We start from the raw sequence: 23,316 nt of genomic DNA, 5'->3' as shown, positions 1-23,316 counted from the left end.
ATATGTGAGATAGAAATAGTAAATGGAGAAGAAAAACAAGAACTTCTTGAGAAAAAACTTATAGAGGAAGTTAATGAATATATTTTAGATTTATTTACTGATGAAGTAGCGAATAAAATAGATAAAAAATGGAGAACTTTTGGAATAGATAAATAGAAGGGAATATGAGATGGCAGAAATTAAATATGAAATTTTCTTAAATAATCAAATTATAAATAAAGATGAATATTTTTCAGGGAAAGCGGTGGATATAAATGAAGTTCCAGATTTTCCTATATATATGGGAGTTGGATATGATAGTAAAAAGGCAGAACTATTTTTGAAAGCTTTTAATATTATTTCTAAGAGTTATCTTATTACTGATAGGGATATACATTTTAATGAAGTATTTTGGCATTCGTTACTATGTGTGTATAAAAGAAACTTTTTAATAAAAGAGTACCCACAAATAATAGAAAGTCAATCAAATTTTAATAATATTGTAATTAAAAAATTTGATTGGGAAAACTATATTTATAAATGCATTCTAGGAGCTCAATACATAAACGATAATATAAAAGATGAATCTGAAAAATTAAGATATTATAATCTGATAATTGAAAATCTTGATTTATATAATTATATTATAAAGTATGAAATATTTAGAAATGATAAGTTCTTACTTAATATATTAGATATAATAGATGATCTTAATCTATCAAAAACACTAAAGGCAAAAATTAAAGATAGAGATGGTTTAGGAAAAGATGAGTGTATTGGCTGAAGAGTAATTTTTGAGCTTAATAAGATTTACCCTGTTATAATGTCCTCAATGATGGAGAAAGATGAATTAGAAAAAGTATTTTTAAAATTTCTAAGTTATTATGATGATAGTTTAACTCAATAATTACAATCCAAATATTGAATAATTAAATAATATTTTTAATTATTGGGATAGTAGTTAGTTTTGTGTAAATACAGAACTAACTACTTTAACTTAGATATATTTTAGTATTATTCAATATAATCTATATTAATGATATTTTCATCTTCAACAATGTGATGATTTGGATTACTTAATAATGTATCTTGTAAAGTAGATTTTAATTTATTACAACATGGTTTAAATGCTACATAAGTGATTCCACCACCTATTACACCACCAAGAACAGGAATTGCTTTTTTAAAGAATCCAGCAAATATTTTCTTTGTCATATTAACTCCAAACCATTTTGCCACATTTTTTACAATTGGATAAATAGTACCTTTTGTTAGAGCGGCTTTTAATAGTTTTTTCTCAACTCCATTTGCTAGAGCCATTGCCAATGTTTTTAAAGCTTTATTTGCACCTGAGACTCCATACATGGCTCCTAAACAAAGAATTAGAATATTCATTGTTTCAGAATCAAATTTATGATCTTTTTCGGTTGTATCAATCTCTGGAAATCCGTATAAATATAAAAGCTTTTGAGTGGCTCTTAACATATATCCATAATATTGTGTAATATCAGCAGGGATTGTAACAGCCATAGCAAACCCTCCAGGTGCACCAAGTGCAGCAGAAATACCTGATACACAATTTCTTTCATACTGGATTACTTGATCAGCAATTTTATTTATTATTTCAGACGGTATTTTAGCATGTGCAGGATTATATGATATAGCATCGTCAATAACCTCCTGAGGATACCTTTTCAGCAATTCCTTTTGGAGAAAATCTTTTCTATTAACTTTAATACCAGGAACTCTTAATCCAATAATTATAATATCTTCAATATCTATTGCTCCATTTCCATTTGCATCAATTGTATTGATGAATGATTCTTTGGATTTTATTACTGCATCCTTTGCTTTAGCCGAAACATCTGAAGTAATTTTACTAACGCCATTTGCAATTTCCTCTAAAGTTTCACTTATCGGTTTACTTCCACCATCTTTTTTACCGTATTTTTCCATAACATTTCATAATACCCCCTTTTATATATTTTTAATACATTTTAATTATAACATTATTTCTATGTATAGTCATTTATTCATTGATTTAGCCAATAAATTTATTAAACTATGTTTACTCAAGAAAGCTAAAGCATCAATGACACAATAAACTTTTACAATTACTAATAAATACAGTATCTATCTTGAAAATTAATACTTATAGTCATTTTAAGAAAATTATATATTATACATGAAAACTGTTTTTTATTGGGGAAAGTTCAGTAACTAAACAATAATAAGCATCATAATTTATATTAGAGTAATTTATAAAGTAGAGAAATACATCATTAACTTAACATTAACACCACTACACTTATCTTGTTTTGATAATAATTATTATAGTGGCTATGGTAAAGAAAAAAGATATATCTCTTATTTGTATAGCTGGTATATTTATCTTAGGTTTAATTGGAACAGGATCTATTTCTAAGGCATCCATGGGGATTTTCAATAGTTTTGTTTAGCCAACAAATGAACTAATGCCAACTATATTTATTTTTTCAGTTATAACGGCTATGAATAGTATTTTAGTTTATTCTGGTATCAATCATGAATTTCTCCTTTTAAGGGAGTAATTAAGAATTATTGGATTGCTTATTGCTTATCGATTAATTGGTTTAGTTATGATGATTTTCTCTTGGTTTTTCTGGCCATCACCAGTAGTAGCACTTGTAGGGATTTTATTTTTACTTCTAGCTAAGAAAGCAGTATTTCCAGACATAGGAGTAGCTATGGCTATGAATTTATTTGGACATGGAATTGCTTTATCAAGTGATTATATTATTAAAGTAGCACAAAGCTTACTGCTGATATCTTCAAAAAAATTAAGAAGAGTATTGGATTGATTAATTTTAGTACTATTTACTTTAGATATAGTTATAATGTTTAAGGCAAATCTCCAAGGCGGTGATACAAAAACTCTTATTGGAGGGAATACAGTATTTATATTATGCTTAATATCTGTAATATCCTATAAAAAGCGAGCTCTTGAGAAGGTAACTGATGATCTTGTAAAAGGCTTGCAATTTGGATTTAAGATATTTGGTATTGTAATATCTGTTGCTGCTTTTTTCTACTTAGGCGATTCAGCTTTTAATGAAATTTTTACTAATATACTTCCAGAAACTTCTCATGGAATAGTAAATGATTTAGGTCTTGCCCTTGCAAATATAGTACCTTTAAATTCAGCAATATCATCAAGTGCACTTACAATTGTAGGTGCTATAACAGGATTAGATGGCTCTGGTTTTTCAGGTATATCTTTAATTGGATCAGTTGCAAAAATATTTTCAACTACATTAGGTGGTGGAATAGCAACTCTTACAGCTTTAGGACAATTAGCAGGAATTTGGGTAGGTGGAGGAACTTTAGTTACTTGGCTGTAATCCCAGTTGCTGCAATATGTTGAGTAGATCCCTTTGAACTTACTAAGAAAAATTTGAAACCTATTGTTATTGGACTAGTTATTACTACTTTAGTAGCTATATTTTTAATTTAGATTGATAAAAAAGTTGTATCAAAATTAATTTTTATTTGATATAACTTTTCTATTCGTAATATCGAATTATTCTTTATGGTTTTATAGTATATAATAAAACTTCTAGGTGTTTAAGTAAGGAAGTGTTTATTTGGGTAATTTTAGAGAAAATAATATATATCAAAATAAGCATAGGTAGAAATTTTAGCTTTATTATCATATTATTGGTAAAAAACATAAAAAAGGTATAAAATATAAGTGAGATATAGTTTATGTAAAGGAGGGTACATATTTTATGTTAAGTAAAAACTTATTAGAAGGATTAAATAATCAAATTAATTTTGAATTTTATTCTTCATACACATACCTAGCAATGGCAGGATATTGTGAATCTATTGATTTAAGTGGTTTTGCTAATTTCTTTAGAGTTCAAGCAAAGGAAGAGTTAGATCATGCAATGAAATTATATGATTATGTATATCAAAAGAATGGTACAGTTATATTAGAGCAAGTAGATAAACCTCAAGCAAACTTTGACGGAGTAATTGATGTTTTTGAAAAAGGCTATGAGCATGAACAATTAGTTACTAGAAAAATATATGAATTAGCTGATATAGCTTACGAAGAAAGAGAACATTCAACAATAAGCCTATTAAAATGGTTTATAGATGAACAAGTTGAAGAGGAAAATAACTTTAATTCATTAGTAAAGAGAGTAAGAAGAGTTGAAGATAATCCAGCAGGGCTTTACCTAATGGATGATGAATTAGCTACAAGAGTGTATACTCCAATTACAAATACAAATAATTAATTATTTAGAGAAGTCCTATATGGACTTCTTTTTTAGTGTTAATTAATACATTATTTTATCTTTTTTAGAAATACTAACATATAAATTACTTAGATATAATGAAGGATTAATTATGAGCAAAACAACTAGAAGAGGATATGTTCCAACAGATGAAAAAGAATTTAAAGGTGATAATTTAATTAAAGTATATAATGCCGCAGAGGACTTATTATATCTTTTAAATAAAGGATATAAAATTAAAGGAGCTTCCACTTTTATAGGCAATCATTATCTTCTATCTGAAAGGCAAAGGCTTGCCTTAGTAAGAGGAATTTCAAAATATGATAGTATTTTAAGAAGAAAATCTAAAGAAATTATTGAGCCTTCAGATATTGAAGAAGTTCATATAGATGGATTTAACACCATTATAACTTTAGAAGTAGCTTTATCTAATTCTTTAATTCTAAAATCTATGGATGGAACTATTAGGGACTTAGCTGGGCTAAGAGGGACTTATTCAGTTATAGATAAAACAGAAGTAGCTATTAAGTTAATAGGTGAATTCCTTTTAGAAAATAAGATACTAAAAGCTATCTTTTATTTAGATAAACCAGTTTCAAATTCTGGTAAGCTAAAAATGAAAATTTTAGAGATACTTGAAAGTTTAGATCTTCAAATAGAAGTAAAAAATTTAGAAAATGTAGATAGTATCTTAAAAACTAAGGGAAATGTAATATCTAGTGATGCAATAATTCTTGATAATTGCGTTAGTTGGATTAATTTAAACAAATATATTATAGAAGAAAAGATATCAAATAATAATTGTGTAGACTTTAGTAAATCTAATAAATTATAGATATTAAAATAAACAGTATCCATAGGCAGTAGAAGGATTTTATTTATATAAATTCTTCTACTGTCTATGTTTTTACAAATTAATGTTTAGCTATATAACAAGAATCTTCTTTTAAACTTTCTGCTTCTTTAGTACAGATAGAAATATCTATACTAGAGAAATAAAAGAATATATAATAAAATTGATATTAATTTCGAGAATGAAAGGGACGTTAACATGGAAAGTATATGGAATAAAAAGTGGATAGAAGATATTGATTATTTAAAAGATGAACTTATAAATAATCATATTAATTTATTTGCCTATACAAAAGAAGATGAGTTTAATAAAAAAATAGAAGAATTAAAGAAAATAATAGATAAATTAGATTATGAAGAAATGAAAGTGGAAATATCAAGAATTGTTGCTTCTATTAGGGATGCACATACAAGTCTTATTTTTCCTGCTAGAAGATTTATTCCACTAAGGTTTTATTATTTTAATGATGGAGTATATATTATAAATACTACAAAGGATTATGAAAATCTATTGTTTAAGAAGGTTATAGCTATTGAGAATATAAATATAGAGGAGGTATTACAAGAACTTTCTAATATAATTTCCTTTGAAAATGAGTATTTTTTTAAGTCTCAAAGTATGAAATATCTTCAGATAGTTGAAGTTTTGTATGGTCTTTTAATAGTTGATGATATGAATAAAATAAAAGTAACTTTAGATGATGGAGAACATGAAATTTTACCTGTGTCCATTGAAGATTTAATTTATACAAATAATAAGCTACCACTATATGCTAAGAAATCATCTGAAAATCTTTGGTTTACATATTTAGAGAATAAAGAAATTTACATAAAATATAATAGCTGTAGAGAAAATGAAAGTGAAAGCATATATAATAAAATAAAAAAGATAATTCTATTTATTGAGGCTAATAATGTAAAAAAAGTAACTATAGATTTAAGAAATAACCTAGGAGGAGATTCAACTTTATTTGAACCTTTTATTGATTATATAAAGGAAAATAAGGTCATAAATAATAAGGAAAATTTAAAGGTTATAATAGGAAGAGAAACATTTTCTTCTGCTCTTTTAAATGCTTACAATTTTAAAAATAATACTAATGCAAAAATTATTGGAGAGCCAAGTGGAGGAAAACCAAATTGTTATGGAGAAATTTTAAAGCTTAGTCTTCCAAATAGTAAACTTATAGTTACATATTCAACAAAATATTATAAGCTTATTGATGATGACTCAATTGATTCTCTTTATCCAGATGAGCTTTGTTTTGAGACAATTGAGGATTATAGGAAACTATAGTCCTTTTTTATATTTTTAAGTAATGCAATATATCAACCTTAAAAATATAGTTTTATATATGATTATTATTAACTTATTAAATAGGTTTAAAGTTTATATATAAGAATATAATTTCCATATATACTGGTTTAATAATATTGTATTTAAAGGTAAATAAACTGATGAAATAAATTTAACAATTATGAAAAGTAAAGTATTAGAATATCATAAGATAAAGTAGTTTTAAATGAAAAAACATTAATAAAAATAACATTTTTATATGATTAAAGTAAAAGACAAATAGAAAATTATGAACAAAGTTTGAAATTAAATAAAAAAAGAGTTAAAAAAATAACTTTTATTGTAAAGTGTTACATTGTTGCTATAATAGAAATTGCGTTAAATAGCTATGCCTTTTGGAAGTATACAGAAATGTGTTTTGCCAAAAGGTATAATTATTTGTTAGTAAAAAAACTGGAACTTATATAAGTATCAGTAGACGGAGGAGACAATGTATATTACAAATGAAAAAAGAAGTTATTTAAGTGATTTGAAAAAAGTTACAGAATGGGAGGCACTACCAGGATTGTTGCTATTAATAGCAACTATTTTTGCATTAGTCATTGCAAACAGCCCTTTAATGGAATTATATGAAAATGTATTTCATCATACTGAAATATTGCCTGGTTTCAATTTGCACAAGTTTATAAATGATTTTTTAATGGCAATTTTCTTTTTAGTTGTTGGCTGTGAAATTAAAATGGAGGTAATAAGAGGACATTTATCAGATATAAAAAGAGCTTCTTTTCCAATTATTGCAGCTATTGGAGGAGTTATTGTTCCAGCTATTATATTTTTTGTTTTTAATAGAAATACACAATTTATTAGTGGGGTAGGTGTCCCAATATCAACAGATATAGCTTTTGCTATTGGAGCATTTATGATATTTAAGAATAAACTTAGTAAATCCTTAAAAATATTTTTATTAACATTAGCAGTTGTTGATGATTTGATTTCTATTGTAGTTATAGGAATATTTTATTCGTCAGGAATAAAGTTAATTCCACTAGTTTTAGGAGCTATAACCTTTATTGCTTTACTATTATTGAAAAAAATAGATAAAAAAGAAAGACTTACTCCTTACTTTATATTAGGGTTTGTTTTATGGCTATGTATATTTTCAAGTGGAATACATGCAACTATAAGTGGAGTTTTATTAGCAATTACATTACCAATTACTAAATGTAATAAAGATACACTTGAATGTACATTAATTAGAATAGAGCATGTATTAGCTCCATATGCTAATTTGATAATTCTTCCTTTATTTGCATTTTCTAACACTGCAATAAATATGAATATTACTTCTATGCCAGAAGGTTCAATAAAGGTGGTTTTAGGTATAATAATTGGGCTAGTAGTAGGAAAGCCTTTAGGTATAATGGTATTTACAACTCTTTTATCTAAATTTAAAATTATAGAGAAACCTAAAGACGTTAAATGGTATGATATATTATGCGTTGGTATGCTTGCTGGTATAGGTTTTACTATGTCTATATTTGTATCTGAAATAGCATTTGAAGGTAATGAAAATATATTAAATATAGTGAAAATATCTATATTGTTAGCAGCTATAATTACATGTTTAATAGCTTCTATTGCAATTAATCTAGGTAAAAAAATTAATATAAGAAATATTAATGTCTAGTATTTATTTTAACTACTACTCAATTTTTATAATAAATGTTAATATAAATTTGTGATAAAAATGTAGTGGGGGAATTATGAAAAGAAAGAGTTTAATATTAATGGTATTAAGTATTTATATTTCTACGCTATCACTTACTTCATGTGGTAAAAATAATGTAGATGGTAATAGTAATACAAATATAAATGAAAATACAATTAAAAGAGACGAAATTAATGAAAATGTTGAGAAAATTGTAAAACAAGGATATGAAAATTTAGAAAAGTTATTAGATGATGAATCCTCAAATAGAAAACTTCAAGGCGCAGTTCTGGTTGCAGAGGGAGATGAAATTGTCTTTGCAAAAGCATATGGATATGCAGATGTTGAAGATAAAATAGAAAATAAATTAAATACTCGTTTTGCAATTGCATCAAATACAAAACAATTTACTGCAACAGCTATAATGCAATTAGTTGAACAAAATAAAATTAGTCTTGATGAAACTATAGATAAGTATTTTCCAGGTTATAAGTATGGTAATAAGATTACAATAAAAAATTTATTACAAATGAGATCTGGGATTCCTGATTATCTTAATGAAATAGATTTATTTATGTTAGATAAAGATACTATAAATATTCTTAAAGAATATGAAAATAGTGCTTATTATGATAAATATGTTGAAGATTATAGATGGTCATCAGAAATGATATTAAAAAATTTGTATTTGACAGATTTAATTTTTGAACCAAATGAGGAGTATGATTATTGTAATACAAATTATTATTTGCTTGGTTTAATAATTGAAGAAGTAAGTGGTATGTCTTTTGAAAATTATTTAAAAGAATATATATTTAAACCATCTAAAATGGATAGTAGCAGTATAATTCCATTGAATTTTGATGCTAAGGGACATGGAAGTGATGAATCAGGAATTATAGTTGCAAATCCTAAATTTACTTATGCTGCAGGTGCAATTTATTCAAATATTTTTGATATGTTTCGTTGGAGTAGAGCATTACATAAAGGTAATATTATAACTAATGAATCTTATGAGGAAATGATAACTCCTGTTGATGATTATGGATATGGACTTTTTATAAAAGACAATATTATAAGTCATAGTGGTTTAATAGATGGATTTAGCTCAAATACGCAATATGATATTGAAAAAGACCGAATTATAATAGTATTAGAAAATATTGATCCAGAAACGGATAATTTAGATGCCAAATATCATACAAACTTAATAAGAGAATATTTAGACCAATATGAGTAAAAGCATTTTAAGGAAAATTACAAAATTTCTTTAAGTAGTATATAACCCTCTACAATACTGATAGGTGTTGTAGAGGGTTAATTTTTATATTCTAAAATATAAAAATTTATATAGTTTAAATTAATATGCAACAGAGTTATTTACTTCTTTAACTATTTATATTAAAATATAACAGTAAAGTAATATTATGTAAAATAATGGAGGTATGAAATGAAATTTGCAAAAAAAACTATATTAAGCGTTTTAACAATAATAATGCTTATATCTTATCCGTTAAAAAATGTTTCTGCTATAACTGATTTTAGTGACACTAACAACGAGGTTGAAACTTATTGTATGCATCCAACTACTAGAAATAACTGTTACGGGAATGTAGAATATTGGCTTTATGGGGCAGTGGCAGTTCACTATTATTGTTATACAGCAGTTGAATGTGATGTTTGTGGTAAATATTTAAGAACACAAGGCAGCCATTTTTGCTATGATATGCTTGGCTCCTATAGAGTTAACGTATGTCCTTATTAATTAAAAATTGAATATTTGTATAAGGTCAACTAGTTTAAAACTTGTTGACCTTATTTTTATTTATTAAATATTGAAACTAATTATATTAAAATTAATTAATCTTTATTAGCATTGAGATAGGAAGTTAGTTTATGTAAAATATATATAGTTAAATAAAGTATATTATGGGTAGGAAGTGTACATATGATAAATAATAACAAGAAATTAACAGGCGGAGTAATTGCTGCTGTTAAAAAAATATTTGAAAAAGATAAGGTTGAACCTTTATTAAAGGTAGGATCTATTTCTGTAATAAAGAGGATAGTTTTAACTTTTCAAAGAGCAGGTATATATCCTATTGTAGTTGTGACTGGGTATGAATCTTATGAAATTGAACGTGATCTTGCAAGCTTTGGAGTAATATTTTTAAAAAATCAAAATTATGAAACCTCTCAAATGTTTGATTATGCAAAAATAGGATTAGATTATTTAAAGGATAAATGTGATCAGGTTATTTTTAATCCAGCTAATATTCCTATGTTTACTCCAGAAACTATTGGAAGTATGTTAAATTATAATGAAAAAGTGGTTTCTCCATCTTATAACGGAAAATCTGGACATCCTATTTTAATAGCTTCTGAAATTATTCCTGAAATTCTTAAGTATGATGGTGACATGGGGATGAGGGGAGCTATTCAACAAACTGGTATTGAAAGAAAATGGGTAGATGTTGAAGATGAGGGTATTTTACATAATACAGATGATATTCATAGATTAGATAATCTTTTGGAAAAGCATAATAATGATATAATGCATTCCTTTGTTAAAATTAGCATTGAGAAGGAAACTTTATTTTTTGATTCAAGGACAAAATTACTTTTACTTTTAATTCAAGACACTCATTCTGTAAGAAATGCATGTAGACAAATGGCATTATCCTATAGCAAGGCTTGGAATATGATAAATTATATGGAAAAGGAATTAGGGTATGAGGTAGTAGAAAGAAAACATGGTGGAAAAAATGGAGGTAAGACATATTTAACAAAAGAAGGAATAGAATTTTTAGAGAAATATGAAGTTTTTGAAGAAAATGTACGCCTTTTTGCAAAGGCTGAATTTGATAGGCTCTTTAGCAAGTAAAAGCAAGTTCTTTTTAGAAAGAATTTGCTGGGAATTATGCTCTCTTTTATAATAAAATAGACAATTTTATAAAAGATGGGGGATACTTATGAAAAATAAATTTAAAAATATTTATTTAGTTTTAGTGTTTATGCTTACTTTAAGCCTTTCTATTACAATGATTGGATGTAGTGGAGAAAAAACTAAGAAAGATAACAATGAAAAACAGATTTTAAAGATTTTTATTCCAGGTTATGAAGATGAAATGTGGAAGAAACTTTATGATGCAAGTATAAATGATTTTAAAAAGGAAAATTCAAATGTAGATGTTGAGGTAATACCTGCTGGTTGGGATGAAGCTAATACTAAGTTGGTTTCATTAATACAAGCTAATGATGCTCCAGATGTAATAATTACAGGTTCAAGATCATTAAGACAATTTGCTGAAATGGGGGCAATCGAAAAATTAGATACATATATGTCAGATAGTTTTAAGTCAGGTCGTGTTGAAAATGTTTTAAAGACTGCTAATATTAATGGAAATCAATATGGAATTCCATTAGCATTTTCTTCAAGAGCATTATATTATAGAACTGATCTTATTAAGACAGTACCAAAAACTTGGGATGATCTAATAGCTACAGCTGAAGAAGTTACAAAAGCTAATCCAGGAGTTTATGGATTTGCAATACCAACTGATATTACATCAGGAACAGATGAACTTTTTAATTTTATTTATCAAAATGGTGGCTCAGCAACGGATAAAGACGGAAATATTAAATTAGTAACTACGGAAAATATAGAAACATTAGAATTTTTAAAAGAATTTAATGATAAAAAAATAATACCTGATCCTGTAGCAACATCAAGAAGTGATCAAGCTAAGATGTTCCAAAATGGTACCTTAGCAATGTTTATATCAGGACCATGGGATAAATCTACCTTAGATTCTAGTGCTAATACTGCACCATATGCAGTAGCTTTATTACCAGCAGGAAAGCAAATGGCTGAAACTTTAGTAACTGATTCATTTTCAATATCATCTCAAAGTAAAAATAAAGAGCTAGCATGGAGACTTATTGAGTATATGGGACAGTTTAAGTATCAAAATTCTTATGATGAAGCAATTGGATTCTTCCCAATCTTAAAGGAAGAAGAGCAAGAAGAAAGATATAAGTCGGAATTTTTAAATCCATTTAAAGAAATGATTCAATATGGTGTAGCTGAACCTCAAGTGCCTGTATGGGATACTTTTAATAGTGAATTTGTAAAAGCTGTACAAAAGGTTATGACTGGAAATGCAACAGCTGAGGAAGCTTTAAAAATTGCTGAAAAAGAATTAACAGAAAAATAATTATGAAAAGGTAGCTGATTTCAGTTACCTTTTCATAATATAGCTATATTTGGAGAGATATAATATGTTTAGAATAAGTAATAAAAAAAAGTTAGGTCCTTACGGGCTTATAGCTCCTGTAATAATATTTATGATTATTGTTTATGGATATCCACTTTTATTAACATTTAAGTATTCTTTTCAAGAGGTATCACTAATTGGAAGTGAAAATACTTTTGTGGGCTTTAGAAATTATATAAAAGTTCTAACTGATCCTAAGTTCTACAATACTTTAGTTTTAACTTTTAAATGGGCAGCTTTAACAATAACAATAAAAGTAGTTGTTGGATTTATAATGGCATTATTATTAAACGGTGAATTATATTTTAAAAAGACTTTAAGATTTTTAACATTAATTCCATGGGCTATACCTCAAATTGTTGTTGCTATATTATGGTCTTGGATCCTTGATGGACAGTACGGATATTTAAATTATTATCTGCAAAAGCTAGGCTTTATAGAAGAAGCTATAAGATGGTTATCTGATCCTAATCTTGCTTTTATATCAACATCTATAGTTGATGCATGGATAGGTATTCCTTTAATAACCATGATTTTTTTATCAGGTCTTAGTGGAATTTCAGATTATTTATACGAAGCAGCAAAAGTTGATGGTGCCAATGTTTTTCAAAGGTTTATATATATAACCTTGCCAACTATGAAAAAGGTTTTACTTATAGCAATTACACTTACTACGATTTGGACTTTTAACACCTTTAATGTTATTTATGTCCTTACAGGTGGTGGACCCATGGATGCAACTGAAACAATGATGATAAGGATTTATCATGAGGCTTTTGGTAAATATAATTTAGGTATAAGTTCAACCTTAGCTGTAACTGTATTTATAATTTTAAGTATTTTAAGTGTTCTATACTGGAAACAAATAAATAGGGATGAGTAAGATTATGAAGATTAATAAAAAAATTATAATAAAAATAATAAATACTTTAATAACTGTAACAATAATTGGACTTATGATAGCACCATTTTTTATAATGGTGTCAAATTCATTTAAGTCTTATGAAGAGGTAACTAAGTGGCCTCCTAATTGGATACCAGAGGTTTTTAAGTGGGAAAATTTTCAAGATGTATGGAATGGGGAAGGAAATATAAAGAAAGCTTTTATAAATAGCCTTATAGTTTCCTTAAGTACTATGCTTTTATCTACTGTATTAGGTACTTTTGCAGCATATGGGGTATCTAGATTTAGATTTAAGGGGAAAAAATTGTTTATGTTTTTAGTGTTAATTACACAAATGTTTTCTGCGGTAATTTTAATTGCTCCTATGTATAAAATAATTACAAAGCTTGGACTTTTAAATACATACACTTCACTTATAATTCCTAATACAGCTTTTGCTTTACCTATGTCTGTATGGCTTTTATATGGATATATTGATGGAATATCTAAAAATTTAGAAGAAGCTGCAATGATAGATGGTTGCACCAGACTACAGTCAATAAAGAAGATTATAATGCCAATAATAGCGCCAGGTATTATAACATCAGCTCTTTTTGCTTTTATAGTATCTTGGAATGATCTTTTATTTGCTCAAACCTTTATAACGAAACCAGAAATGAGGACATTATCAGTAGCATTAACATCCTATAAATCAATTTTCCAAACCTACTGGCATAAGATGATGGCAGCTTCTTTATTTTCAGTAATACCTGTTTTTATATTATTTTTATTAATACAGAAATACCTTGTTAAAGGTCTTACTGCGGGTGGATTAAAGGAATAATTTAATACGTTATTAATTGGTTAAAATATATTTAGTAAGGAGAAATAGTATGAATATAGATTTAAAAATTTTAGATTCTTCTTTAAAACATATAAAAGGTAAAGAGAATTTAATTAATTATGAAAATATAAACTTAGAAGTATTAAAAGAAGAAATTTTTGCTTTTCAAATACTAATAAAAGGAGATATGCCTTTCTTTTGTACTCTTGAAAAAAATAGAAATATACATTGGAAAGGACTTAATGAAAAAATTCGTATAGATATTTCAGGATACGAAGAAATATTAGATATGAGCTTTTTGGGATATGTTAAAAATGATGATGGAAGCTTAGTTGGAGATCCTATTTTAAGGGACAAATCTTTATTTATTGAAGAAGGATATCAAATGATTTGGGTTTCTTTAAAGGTTCCAAAGGAATTTTTAAAGAAGGAGCTTAATTTGAAAATAAGAGCTTATTATACAAAGGGGTATGATAAGGAAAAGTTAATTGCTACAGAAAATATTAATATTAAGGTTATTGATTATGTAATGAAGCCAATTAAAGAAGGATCTTTCTACTTAGATTTATGGCAACATTTAAGTAGTTGGGCCAGAGCTTATGAAGTAGAATATTTTTCTAATGAGCACTTTAAGATTATAGATAATTACATAAAAGAGTTAGCTGGTTTAGGGCAAAAAGTAATAAATCTTATTATTTCAGATTATCCATGGGCAGGTCAAAGATGTTATCAATTTGAAGAAAATGCTTCAAATCTTTATGAATTTAATATTGTTAAAGTATCAAAAGATAAATGTGGAAATATAAAATGTGACTTTTCATCCTTTGATAGGTATATAGATATATGCTTGAAGCATGGAATAAGCGAAGAAATAAATATATTTGGTATTATAGGTAACTGGGATGCTTTTTCTTTTGGTAATCCCATAGATGATTATTATGATCCAATAAGAATAAGTTATTATGATGAAAAAGAAGAATGTTTTGATTATATAAGATCAAAGGATGAATTTATTGATTACCTTTCAATAGTATTTAATCATTTAGTAGAAATAGGATTATGGGATAAAGTTAAAATAATAAGTGATGAACCTAATAACCCTGAATTATTTAAGGAGTCTGTAAAATTAATAGAATCAGCTATAGAAGGATATAAAGTTAATTTCAAATGTGCTATTCATGATGAAGGCTTTTTTGAAAACTTTGGAGAAAACATACAAGGTCTTTCACTTAATACATGTGAAGCTATTAAAACAATCGATAAATTATCTGAAATAAGAGAAAAAGCAAATAAAAAAGGTGGAAGATTTACTTGGTATTCATGTTGCTTCCCTGAAGATTTAAATATATTTATTAAATCTGAACTAATTGAAAGTAGACTTAAGGGATGGTTTACGTATTATTTAGATTTTGATGGTTTTTTAAGATGGGCATATGCAATATGGCCAACTAACCCTTTAAAGGATATTAGGTTTAAATATCCTAGATGGAATGCAGGAGATATGTTTTTTGTATATCCAGGAAAGGATCTTAAACCAATGACTTCAGTAAGATGGGAGAACTTTAGATTTGGAATACAAGATTTTAATTTATTTAAAGATATACAAAATAGTGGTGTCTCAAAGCAGGATATAATGAATGAAATGGAGAAGTTACTTGGTAAGAAAGAAGATATGAAATATATCAAAGAGAGAAAGATAAAATTAATATACTCTAAAGAATATATTAAATATATTGATATAAGAAATTCTTTAATAAAAAAATTATTGTTAAATAATTAAAAATGAAGCTCATGAAATAAGACTTTTAAAGTATTATTTTATGAGTTTTTTTAATGTAATGATAAATTAAATCGATATTTTTTTGAATTTAATTAAAAATTAAATTCAATTTTAATATTGACAAAATAAGGGGCATTTATTATCATAAAACATATAAAATGTCAAAATTATCCTAGGGGAAGATATTTTAGATTAAATTTAGTATAAATAATATTTTGGTTTTTAAGTTTTATTGATTATAATTTAATACTTTTTATAGGGGATATATATTAAAAATTTGTATTATACAAGGAGGATAAAATGAACAAGAGAAAAATAGCGGCTATAATAGTTGCTGCACTAACAATCAATACTGCAGTGCCAAATATAAAGGCATTTGCAGCTGTAAACAATGTAAAGTATTCAGAAGTAATACAATCTAACGAAGCTAAGGTTTCAAGATTTGAAACTTACTATTCAAAATATAAAGATGCTTATGATAAAGTATTTAAAATGGATAATTCTAATATAAAAAATATAACAAGTAGTGGTGGAATTTTAAGAGATAATGTATCTACTGCTAATATAACAGATGGAAATTTAGATACATACTGGGAAACTGGTAAGCATACATCAAATGATTTTGAAAATGAATTAACATTTACATTACAAGAAGAAACCACATTAAATAGAATAGCATATAGATCAGCATGGAATACTGTTGGATTCGCGGAAGATTTTGAAATATTATCATCTGAAACAGAGGATGGAGACGATTTTGAATTAGTAGCAGAAGCAACAGCAACTAAAACAGCTGATGTTGTAGAAATTAAATTTAATCCAACAAAATTTAAGAGAATTAAATTTAGATTTAAAAATAATGGAACTGCAACAGCATCAGAAATGATGTTCTATGAAGAAGATACGGTTTTAGATAAAGCAAATAGATTATTTACTGATAATTCAATGTCAAAAGTTTCAGATGAGTTTAATAATAAAGAAGCTATAGACAACCTAGAATTAGAATTAAAAGAACATCCATTATATGAAGAATATAAAGAAAATATTGAAAATGCAAGAAGTTTATTAAATCAAATAGAAATAGAATCTAGTGAAGCAACAGTTTCAAAGTTTGATACGTACTACTCGTCAAATAGAGAAGCGTATGATAAAGAATTTAAAATGGATAATTCAAATATACAAACTTTAACTAGTACAGGTGGCTCATTAAGAGACAGTGTATCTGTTAGCAAAATTATAGATGGAAAATTAGATACATATTGGGAAACTGGTAAGCATACGACAAATGATTTTAAAAATGAATTAATATTTACATTAAGAGATGAAACAGTTTTAAATAGAATAGCATACAGATCTGCATGGAATACAGTTGGGTTTGCAGAAAATTTCGAAATCTGGGCATCGAGCACAACTAAAGGAGATACATTCCAATTAGTAACAAGTGCTACAGCAAGCAAAACAGCAGATATGGTAGAAATTAAATTTAATCCAACGAAATTCAAGAGAATTAAATTTGTATTTAAAAATTCAGGTACAGCAACAGTATCAGAAATGATGTTCTACAAAGAAGATTCAGCTTCAGATAAAGTAAAGACAATATTTACAGATAATACATTTACTAAAGTAAGTGAAGAGTTTAATAGCTTAGAAAGTTTAAATACTTTTGAAGAAAGTGTTAAAAACCATCCATTATATAATGAATTTAAACAAATAATAGAAGATGCTAAAGCAGTAGTTTCAAGCAAAGAAATAGTAGCTACAGAAGCTACTATGAGACAAGCTTCATATGTAGCTAATGAAAAATATAATGATCTATATAGAATGTCTTATGAAAATATACAATCAATAAGCAATAATGGTGGACATTATGCAAGTCAAAAAATAGAATATGCTGTAGATGGGGACTTAAGTAGCTACTGGGAAACTTCAAAAGGAAATAATAGTACTTTTAATAATGAAGTTGAAGTTACATTTAAAAACTCAGTAAAATTAGACAGAATAGTATATGCACCAAGACAAAGTGACTTAAAAGGATTTGCAACAAAAGTTGAAATATATGCATCAACAACAAGTAAGGGTGATACATACCAATTAGTTGCAACAGGAGCATATAACAAGGTTTCAGGATTTGTAGAAGCTAAATTTAATGAAACAGAGTTTAAGAGAGTTAAATTTAAGTTTGTAAACTCAGATCAAAACTGGGCAAGCTTAAGTGAAATAATGTTCTATACAAAGGATGATGTACAAGATGCTGTAGATAGATTATTTACAGACAAGACTTTAAGCAAAGTAAGTGAAGAATTTAATACTATAGAAAAATTAAATGAACTTGAAGAAAAAGCTAAAACTCATCCTTTATATAGTCAACTTAAGGAATCAATCGAAAATGCTAAAATAGTATTAGAAAACAAGAAAATAGAAGCAACAGAAGCTAGTATGAGAAAAGCTTCTTATGTTGAAAATGAAGATTATAATAACTTATTTAAAGTATCAAGAGATAAAATAGAATCAATAAGCAACAATGGCGGAAAGTATTGGGATCAAGTAATTGGAAATGCTATAGATGGTAACTTAAGCACTTACTGGGAAACAGCAACTGGAAATAGCAATACTTTCAAGAACGAAGTTGAAATTACATTTAAAGATACAATAAAATTAGATAGAGTAGTATATGCACCAAGACAAAGTGACTTAAAAGGATTTGCAACAAAAGTTGAAATATATGCATCAACAACAAGTAAGGGAGATACATATCAATTAGTTGCAACAGGAACATATAACAAGGTTTCAGGCTTTGTAGAAGCTAAATTTAATGAAACAGAATTTAAGAGAGTTAAATTCAAGTTTGTAAACTCAGATCAAAACTGGGCAAGCTTAAGTGAAATAATGTTCTATACAAAAGATGATGTGCAAGATGCTGTTGATAGATTATTTACAGACAATACTTTAAGCAAAGTAAGTGAAGAGTTTAATACTACAGAAAAATTAAATGCACTTGAAGAAAAAGCTAAAGAACATCCTTTATATAATGAATTAAAGGAATCAATCGACAATGCTAAAATAGTAGTAGAAAATAAAACAATAGAAGCTACAAAAGCAAATATGTCAAAAGTAGATTATAACGAAAATGATGATTATAACAAATTATATAGAATATCATCAGATAAAATAAAATCCATAAAAACTAATGGTGGACAATATGCAAGCCAAAAAATAGAAAATGCTATAGATGGTGATTTATCTACTTACTGGGAAACAGGAAGTTTAAATGGCGGTAGCTTTACAAATGAAGTTGAAGTTGAATTTAATGATATAGTAAAATTTGATAGAGTAGTTTATGGTTCAAGACAAAGTGATTTAAAAGGTTTTGCAACAGAAGTTGAAATATATGGAACTACAACAAGCAAAGGTGATACATATCAATTAATTGCAACAGGATCATATAACAAAGTTTCAGGACTTGTAGAAGCTAAATTTAATGAAACAGAATTTAAGAGAATTAAATTTAAATTCAAAAAGTCAGATCAAAACTCAGCAACATTAAATGAAATAATGTTCTATAAATCTGATGAAGTATGGAATTCTGTAGATTCATTATTTACAGATGGAACAATGAGTGCTATATCAGATAAGGTTAATGGCTTAAATGAAATAAATGCTTTAGAACAAACAGCAAAAACTCATCCATTATATGAAAGTAAATTTAAAGAAATAATAGATTTAGCTAAAGAAGTATTAAATAATCCAGTACAACAAGATGTAATGGAATTAGAAATGAGAGGAAACTCTGTAGCTGAAACTAATAATAGAAAAATGTGGGGATTCCAAGATTGGCAGGTAACAGGTATGTCAGCTGTAGCTGGAGATGTTATCACAGTATATGTTGATGTAGAAGATGGAGAACCAACTCCAACATTATTATATAGACAAGCTGCTACACAACATGGTGGAGCAACTACTTTCCAATTAAAGAAAGGTAAAAATGTAATAACTATACCAACAATAGATGCAACGTCAAATGGAATTTTATCTGGAACTATCCAAGGTGGAGAACTATTCTTTACAAATTATAATAGCGATAGTCAAACAAGAGCACCAAAGGTAAGAATAGAAGGAGCTAAGAAATATCCTGTATTCGTACTTGGTAAATCAGATGAAAATGAAGTAATGAAAGAGTTAGAAGCTTATGTAGCTAAAATAAAAGAAAATCCTTCAACTACACCAAATGTATTTGCAGTTAGTGGAGAAAAATCATTAGGTTTAGTACAAGCTACTTATGCTTTAGATTGGTACACAAAAAATAATAAAACTCCTAAATACACAGCTGAAAGATGGGATCAAATAGTTAGAGAGGCAATGGGCTTCTGGGGATTTGATGGATCAAGTGAAATAAACTCAGATTATAACTTTAGAATAATGCCAATGATGAAAAATCTTACTGGTGGAGTATTTATGAATGCTCATGCTGGTATAATTGGAATAAGACCTGGTAACCAAAACTGTATAGTTGGAGCTGATGTAGGCTGGGGAACAATGCATGAACTTGGTCATAACTTTGATACAACTGGAAGAGCAATAGCTGAAGTTACAAATAATATTATGCCATTATTCTTTGGAGCAAAATACGAAGGTACTACAAGATTAACAAAATTTGATGTTTGGAGTAGAATTTATCCAAAGGTTGGATTAGATGATTATTCTAATAATGCATTATATAATGTAGATGATTCAACAGATTTAGCACAAATAACTCCATTATGGCAATTATACCTATATGACAATACTTTCTATGGTAAGTTTGAACAACAATTCAGAGCAAATAACTATGGAAATAAGACAAGAGAAGATATCTATAAGTCATGGGTTGTAGCAGCATCTGATGCAATGCAATTAGATTTAACTGAGTTCTTCGAAAGACATGGTATAAGATTAAGCGATGAAGCTAAAGCAGAAATATCAGCTAAATATGAAAAACCAGATAAGAAAATTTACTATATAAATGATAAAGCAATTAATTATACAGGTAATGGATTTACAGAAGATGTAAATGTATCAGTAAAAACAGTTGGTTCAAATGGAAATGTAAAACTTGTATTCTCAATAGATGAAGCTAATAAAAATAATCTATTAGGATATGAAATACGTAAAGATGGAAAATATATAGGATTTGCTTATAATGATAGCTTTGTTGATACAAGTTCTAACCTAGATGATGATGCAGTATATACTGTAACTCCATATGATATAAAATTAAATGCAATAGATGAAATAGAAGTTGGAGCTCTTCAGCCAACAATTTCAGTAAATCCAGTAATAACTATAGGATTAGGTGAAGAATTTAATGCTAAATCTTATATTGTAGCTAAGGATATGAAAGGAAATTCAATTGTAGATTCAGTAAAAGTAGAATCTAATGTTAACACATCTAGAACTGGAGAATATGAAGTAGTTTACTTTGTAGAAGGATCAGGTGGAATAGTATACAGTGCTAAAACTAAAGTTAATGTAGTAGCTAATAAAACATACTTAAGTGATATGACTGCAACATCAACAAAGAATGGTTGGGGAACAGTTAGAAAAGATAAGAGTATAAGTGGAGGAACAATATCTTTAAAAAGAGGAGAAGATACTGTTACTTATGCTAAGGGATTAGGTTTACATGCATATTCAGAATATGTATATGATCTAGAAGGAAAAGACTATGAATACTTTGAATCATATATAGGTGGAGATAGAAACTCAAATTCTAGCTTAACATCAATTGAATTTAAAGTTTATGTAGATGGTGTAGAAAAATATAATAGTGGAGTTATGACAAGAGATACAGATCAAAAGTACGTTAAAGTAGATGTTAAAGGTGCTAAAGAGTTAAAATTAGTAATAACAGATGCTGGTAACGGAACAGATGCTGACCATGGTGATTGGGCAGGTGCAAAATTATTCACTATGGAATCTAAACCAACAATAACTGGAGATAACTTAGTATACTCAATGGATGAAGAAGTAGATTTAATGAATGGATTAAAAGCTACTGACTTTGAAGATGGAGATATAACTAAAAATATTACAGTAAAATCTTCAGACTTTGTAAAAGGAAAATCAGGAGTATTTACAATTGTTTATACTGTAACTGATAGTGATGGATTAACTTCAGACTTTACAAGATTTGTGGCAGTTGTTGAAGATGAAGTTCAATTATCAAGTTTAAATTGGAACTCAGCAAGCATAGGATCAGGTAGCATAGGAAAAAATAAAGCTGTAAGCGGTAATGCAATAAGATTATTAGATGAAAATAATGAGGTTAAAACTTTCAAAACAGGTATAGGTACTCACTCATATTCACAAATTGTTTATAATTCAGAAGGATATGATGTATTTGACACATGGGTAGGTATAGATCAACAAGTTGCAGGAAATACTAGCTCAAGTGTTATATTCAAAGTATATGTTGATGGAGTATTAAAAGCTCAAACAGATGTTATGAAGTCAAATACACCAATGGAACGTTTAACAGTAGATGTTAGAAACTCAAAACAATTAAAACTTGTAGTTGAAACATCTACTAACGGAAACACTTGGGACCATGCAGACTGGGCAAATGCTAGATTCTTAAAAGTAGCTAATTATGATAGAACAGAATTAGTAAAAGCTTTAGAAGAAGCAAAAGCTTTAGATTTAACTGATTACACAGAAGAAACTATTAATGTATTAAAAGAAGCAATAGCTAAAGGTGAAGAAACATTAACTTCAAAAGATCAAACTGTAATAGATGAAGCTGTAAAAGCTATAAAAGATGCAGTAAGTGCTTTAACTAAAAAAACAGACTTTACAAGCCTTGAAGAAGCTATAAACCAAAATAGTGATTTAAATGAATTACATTACTTCAAAGATGCTATTACTTCACATAAAGCATTAATAGAAGAAGGTAAAAAAGTTTTAGCTAACAAAGAAGCTACACAAGAAGAAGTAGATTCTATATTAAACAAAATAAATGAATCATCTAAAAACTTAGTTGTTAGAGAAAACAAAGTAGAGCTTGAAAAGAAAATTAACGAAGCTAAAGCAATAGAAAAAGGAAGCTATCAAGATGTAAGATGGAATAACTTCTTATATGGAATAGAGTATGCAAGTGCTATATACAATAATCAAGATGAAACAGATCAAGAAGTTAGTACAGCATTATTCATGCTTGATTACTTTAAGAGTGAATTAAAGTAATTAGAAGTTTACAATATTAGCAAAAAAGGATTGCAATGATTGATTTGCAGTCTCTTTTTTCTTTTAAAAATAAAAAAAATTATTTATTAAAAAATTTATTAGATAATTAAATAGGTTGTTTTGTGAAGTAATTTTTATAATTTTAAGATATCTGAATAAAGTTTATTATTATATTTATATTTAATTAATGTGTGA

At 27.2% G+C, this 23,316-nt stretch carries 14 protein-coding genes and 1 pseudogene; 14 read left to right on the top strand and 1 reads right to left on the bottom strand.

Annotated features, from left to right (window positions below; all coding sequences use genetic code 11):
• The first annotated feature begins 169 nt into the window (after positions 1-169).
• Positions 170-763 carry a hypothetical protein gene (locus tag BN6774_RS10635; protein WP_235829604.1) on the top strand — a complete coding sequence of 198 codons (594 nt, stop codon included), beginning with the start codon at positions 170-172 and terminating at the stop codon, positions 761-763.
• Positions 764-993: 230 nt separating this feature from the next.
• On the opposite strand, the gene BN6774_RS10630 is transcribed toward BN6774_RS10635, so the two are convergent.
• Positions 994-1,935: an EcsC family protein gene (locus BN6774_RS10630; RefSeq protein ID WP_066893407.1), complete on the bottom strand. Its 942-nt coding sequence runs from the start codon at positions 1,933-1,935 to the stop codon at positions 994-996.
• Positions 1,936-2,321: 386 nt separating this feature from the next.
• Here BN6774_RS10630 and BN6774_RS19100 point away from each other — a divergent pair.
• From BN6774_RS19100 to BN6774_RS10565, 13 genes and pseudogenes are all read left to right on the top strand, one after another.
• Positions 2,322-3,472: pseudogene (locus tag BN6774_RS19100) on the top strand (hypothetical protein).
• 274 nt (positions 3,473-3,746) lie between these two features.
• Positions 3,747-4,262, top strand: a complete 516-nt coding sequence (locus BN6774_RS10620) for a ferritin (protein WP_066893402.1) — start codon at positions 3,747-3,749, stop codon at positions 4,260-4,262.
• 112 nt (positions 4,263-4,374) lie between these two features.
• The gene (locus BN6774_RS10615) at positions 4,375-5,097 is read left to right on the top strand and encodes a DUF434 domain-containing protein (RefSeq protein ID WP_066893400.1); all 723 of its coding nucleotides are present in this window, start codon (positions 4,375-4,377) and stop codon (positions 5,095-5,097) included.
• A gap of 216 nt (positions 5,098-5,313) precedes the next feature.
• Positions 5,314-6,411 (top strand): S41 family peptidase, encoded by a 1,098-nt coding sequence (locus tag BN6774_RS10610; protein WP_066893398.1) that lies wholly within the window; start codon positions 5,314-5,316, stop codon positions 6,409-6,411.
• A gap of 490 nt (positions 6,412-6,901) precedes the next feature.
• Positions 6,902-8,098 (top strand): Na+/H+ antiporter NhaA, encoded by a 1,197-nt coding sequence (nhaA, locus tag BN6774_RS10605; protein WP_066893396.1) that lies wholly within the window; start codon positions 6,902-6,904, stop codon positions 8,096-8,098.
• A gap of 76 nt (positions 8,099-8,174) precedes the next feature.
• On the top strand, positions 8,175-9,359 hold the full coding sequence (locus BN6774_RS10600; RefSeq protein WP_066893393.1) for a serine hydrolase domain-containing protein: 1,185 nt from the start codon (positions 8,175-8,177) through the stop codon (positions 9,357-9,359).
• A gap of 210 nt (positions 9,360-9,569) precedes the next feature.
• Positions 9,570-9,884 (top strand): hypothetical protein, encoded by a 315-nt coding sequence (locus BN6774_RS10595; protein WP_066893390.1) that lies wholly within the window; start codon positions 9,570-9,572, stop codon positions 9,882-9,884.
• A gap of 183 nt (positions 9,885-10,067) precedes the next feature.
• On the top strand, positions 10,068-11,003 hold the full coding sequence (locus tag BN6774_RS10590; protein ID WP_066893388.1) for an NTP transferase domain-containing protein: 936 nt from the start codon (positions 10,068-10,070) through the stop codon (positions 11,001-11,003).
• 88 nt (positions 11,004-11,091) lie between these two features.
• Positions 11,092-12,336 carry an ABC transporter substrate-binding protein gene (locus tag BN6774_RS10585; protein ID WP_084766989.1) on the top strand — a complete coding sequence of 415 codons (1,245 nt, stop codon included), beginning with the start codon at positions 11,092-11,094 and terminating at the stop codon, positions 12,334-12,336.
• A gap of 64 nt (positions 12,337-12,400) precedes the next feature.
• Positions 12,401-13,279, top strand: coding sequence for a carbohydrate ABC transporter permease (locus tag BN6774_RS10580; RefSeq protein WP_235829603.1), 879 nt, complete (start codon positions 12,401-12,403; stop codon positions 13,277-13,279).
• Positions 13,280-13,283: 4 nt separating this feature from the next.
• Positions 13,284-14,123 carry a carbohydrate ABC transporter permease gene (locus BN6774_RS10575; RefSeq protein WP_066893386.1) on the top strand — a complete coding sequence of 280 codons (840 nt, stop codon included), beginning with the start codon at positions 13,284-13,286 and terminating at the stop codon, positions 14,121-14,123.
• Between the two features lie 49 nt (positions 14,124-14,172).
• Positions 14,173-15,903, top strand: coding sequence for a DUF4091 domain-containing protein (locus BN6774_RS10570; protein WP_066893385.1), 1,731 nt, complete (start codon positions 14,173-14,175; stop codon positions 15,901-15,903).
• 300 nt (positions 15,904-16,203) lie between these two features.
• A complete protein-coding gene (locus BN6774_RS10565) occupies positions 16,204-23,121 on the top strand; it encodes an NPCBM/NEW2 domain-containing protein (protein ID WP_066893384.1) in 6,918 nt (2,305 codons plus the stop codon).
• Positions 23,122-23,316 lie beyond the last annotated feature (195 nt).

This window comes from Clostridium nigeriense (assembly GCF_900086595.1).
In the GTDB taxonomy this organism is placed as follows: Bacteria; Bacillota; Clostridia; order Clostridiales; family Clostridiaceae; genus Clostridium; species Clostridium nigeriense.
The sequence above is the reverse complement of the archived record's forward strand: the minus strand, read 5'-3'. Positions and strand labels throughout refer to the sequence as shown.

Bases quoted from the DNA above. Each gene is read 5' to 3' on its own strand.
- BN6774_RS10590 (WP_066893388.1), top strand. From the start codon at position 10,068: ATGATAAATAATAACAAGAAATTAACAGGCGGAGTAATTGCTGCTGTT.
- nhaA (WP_066893396.1), top strand. From the start codon at position 6,902: ATGTATATTACAAATGAAAAAAGAAGTTATTTAAGTGATTTGAAAAAA.
- BN6774_RS10575 (WP_066893386.1), top strand. From the start codon at position 13,284: ATGAAGATTAATAAAAAAATTATAATAAAAATAATAAATACTTTAATA.
- BN6774_RS10615 (WP_066893400.1), top strand. From the start codon at position 4,375: ATGAGCAAAACAACTAGAAGAGGATATGTTCCAACAGATGAAAAAGAA.
- BN6774_RS10570 (WP_066893385.1), top strand. From the start codon at position 14,173: ATGAATATAGATTTAAAAATTTTAGATTCTTCTTTAAAACATATAAAA.
- BN6774_RS10585 (WP_084766989.1), top strand. From the start codon at position 11,092: ATGAAAAATAAATTTAAAAATATTTATTTAGTTTTAGTGTTTATGCTT.
- BN6774_RS10635 (WP_235829604.1), top strand. From the start codon at position 170: ATGGCAGAAATTAAATATGAAATTTTCTTAAATAATCAAATTATAAAT.
- BN6774_RS10580 (WP_235829603.1), top strand. From the start codon at position 12,401: ATGTTTAGAATAAGTAATAAAAAAAAGTTAGGTCCTTACGGGCTTATA.
- BN6774_RS10630 (WP_066893407.1), bottom strand. From the start codon at position 1,935: ATGGAAAAATACGGTAAAAAAGATGGTGGAAGTAAACCGATAAGTGAA.
- BN6774_RS10610 (WP_066893398.1), top strand. From the start codon at position 5,314: ATGGAAAGTATATGGAATAAAAAGTGGATAGAAGATATTGATTATTTA.
- BN6774_RS10620 (WP_066893402.1), top strand. From the start codon at position 3,747: ATGTTAAGTAAAAACTTATTAGAAGGATTAAATAATCAAATTAATTTT.
- BN6774_RS10595 (WP_066893390.1), top strand. From the start codon at position 9,570: ATGAAATTTGCAAAAAAAACTATATTAAGCGTTTTAACAATAATAATG.
- BN6774_RS10565 (WP_066893384.1), top strand. From the start codon at position 16,204: ATGAACAAGAGAAAAATAGCGGCTATAATAGTTGCTGCACTAACAATC.
- BN6774_RS10600 (WP_066893393.1), top strand. From the start codon at position 8,175: ATGAAAAGAAAGAGTTTAATATTAATGGTATTAAGTATTTATATTTCT.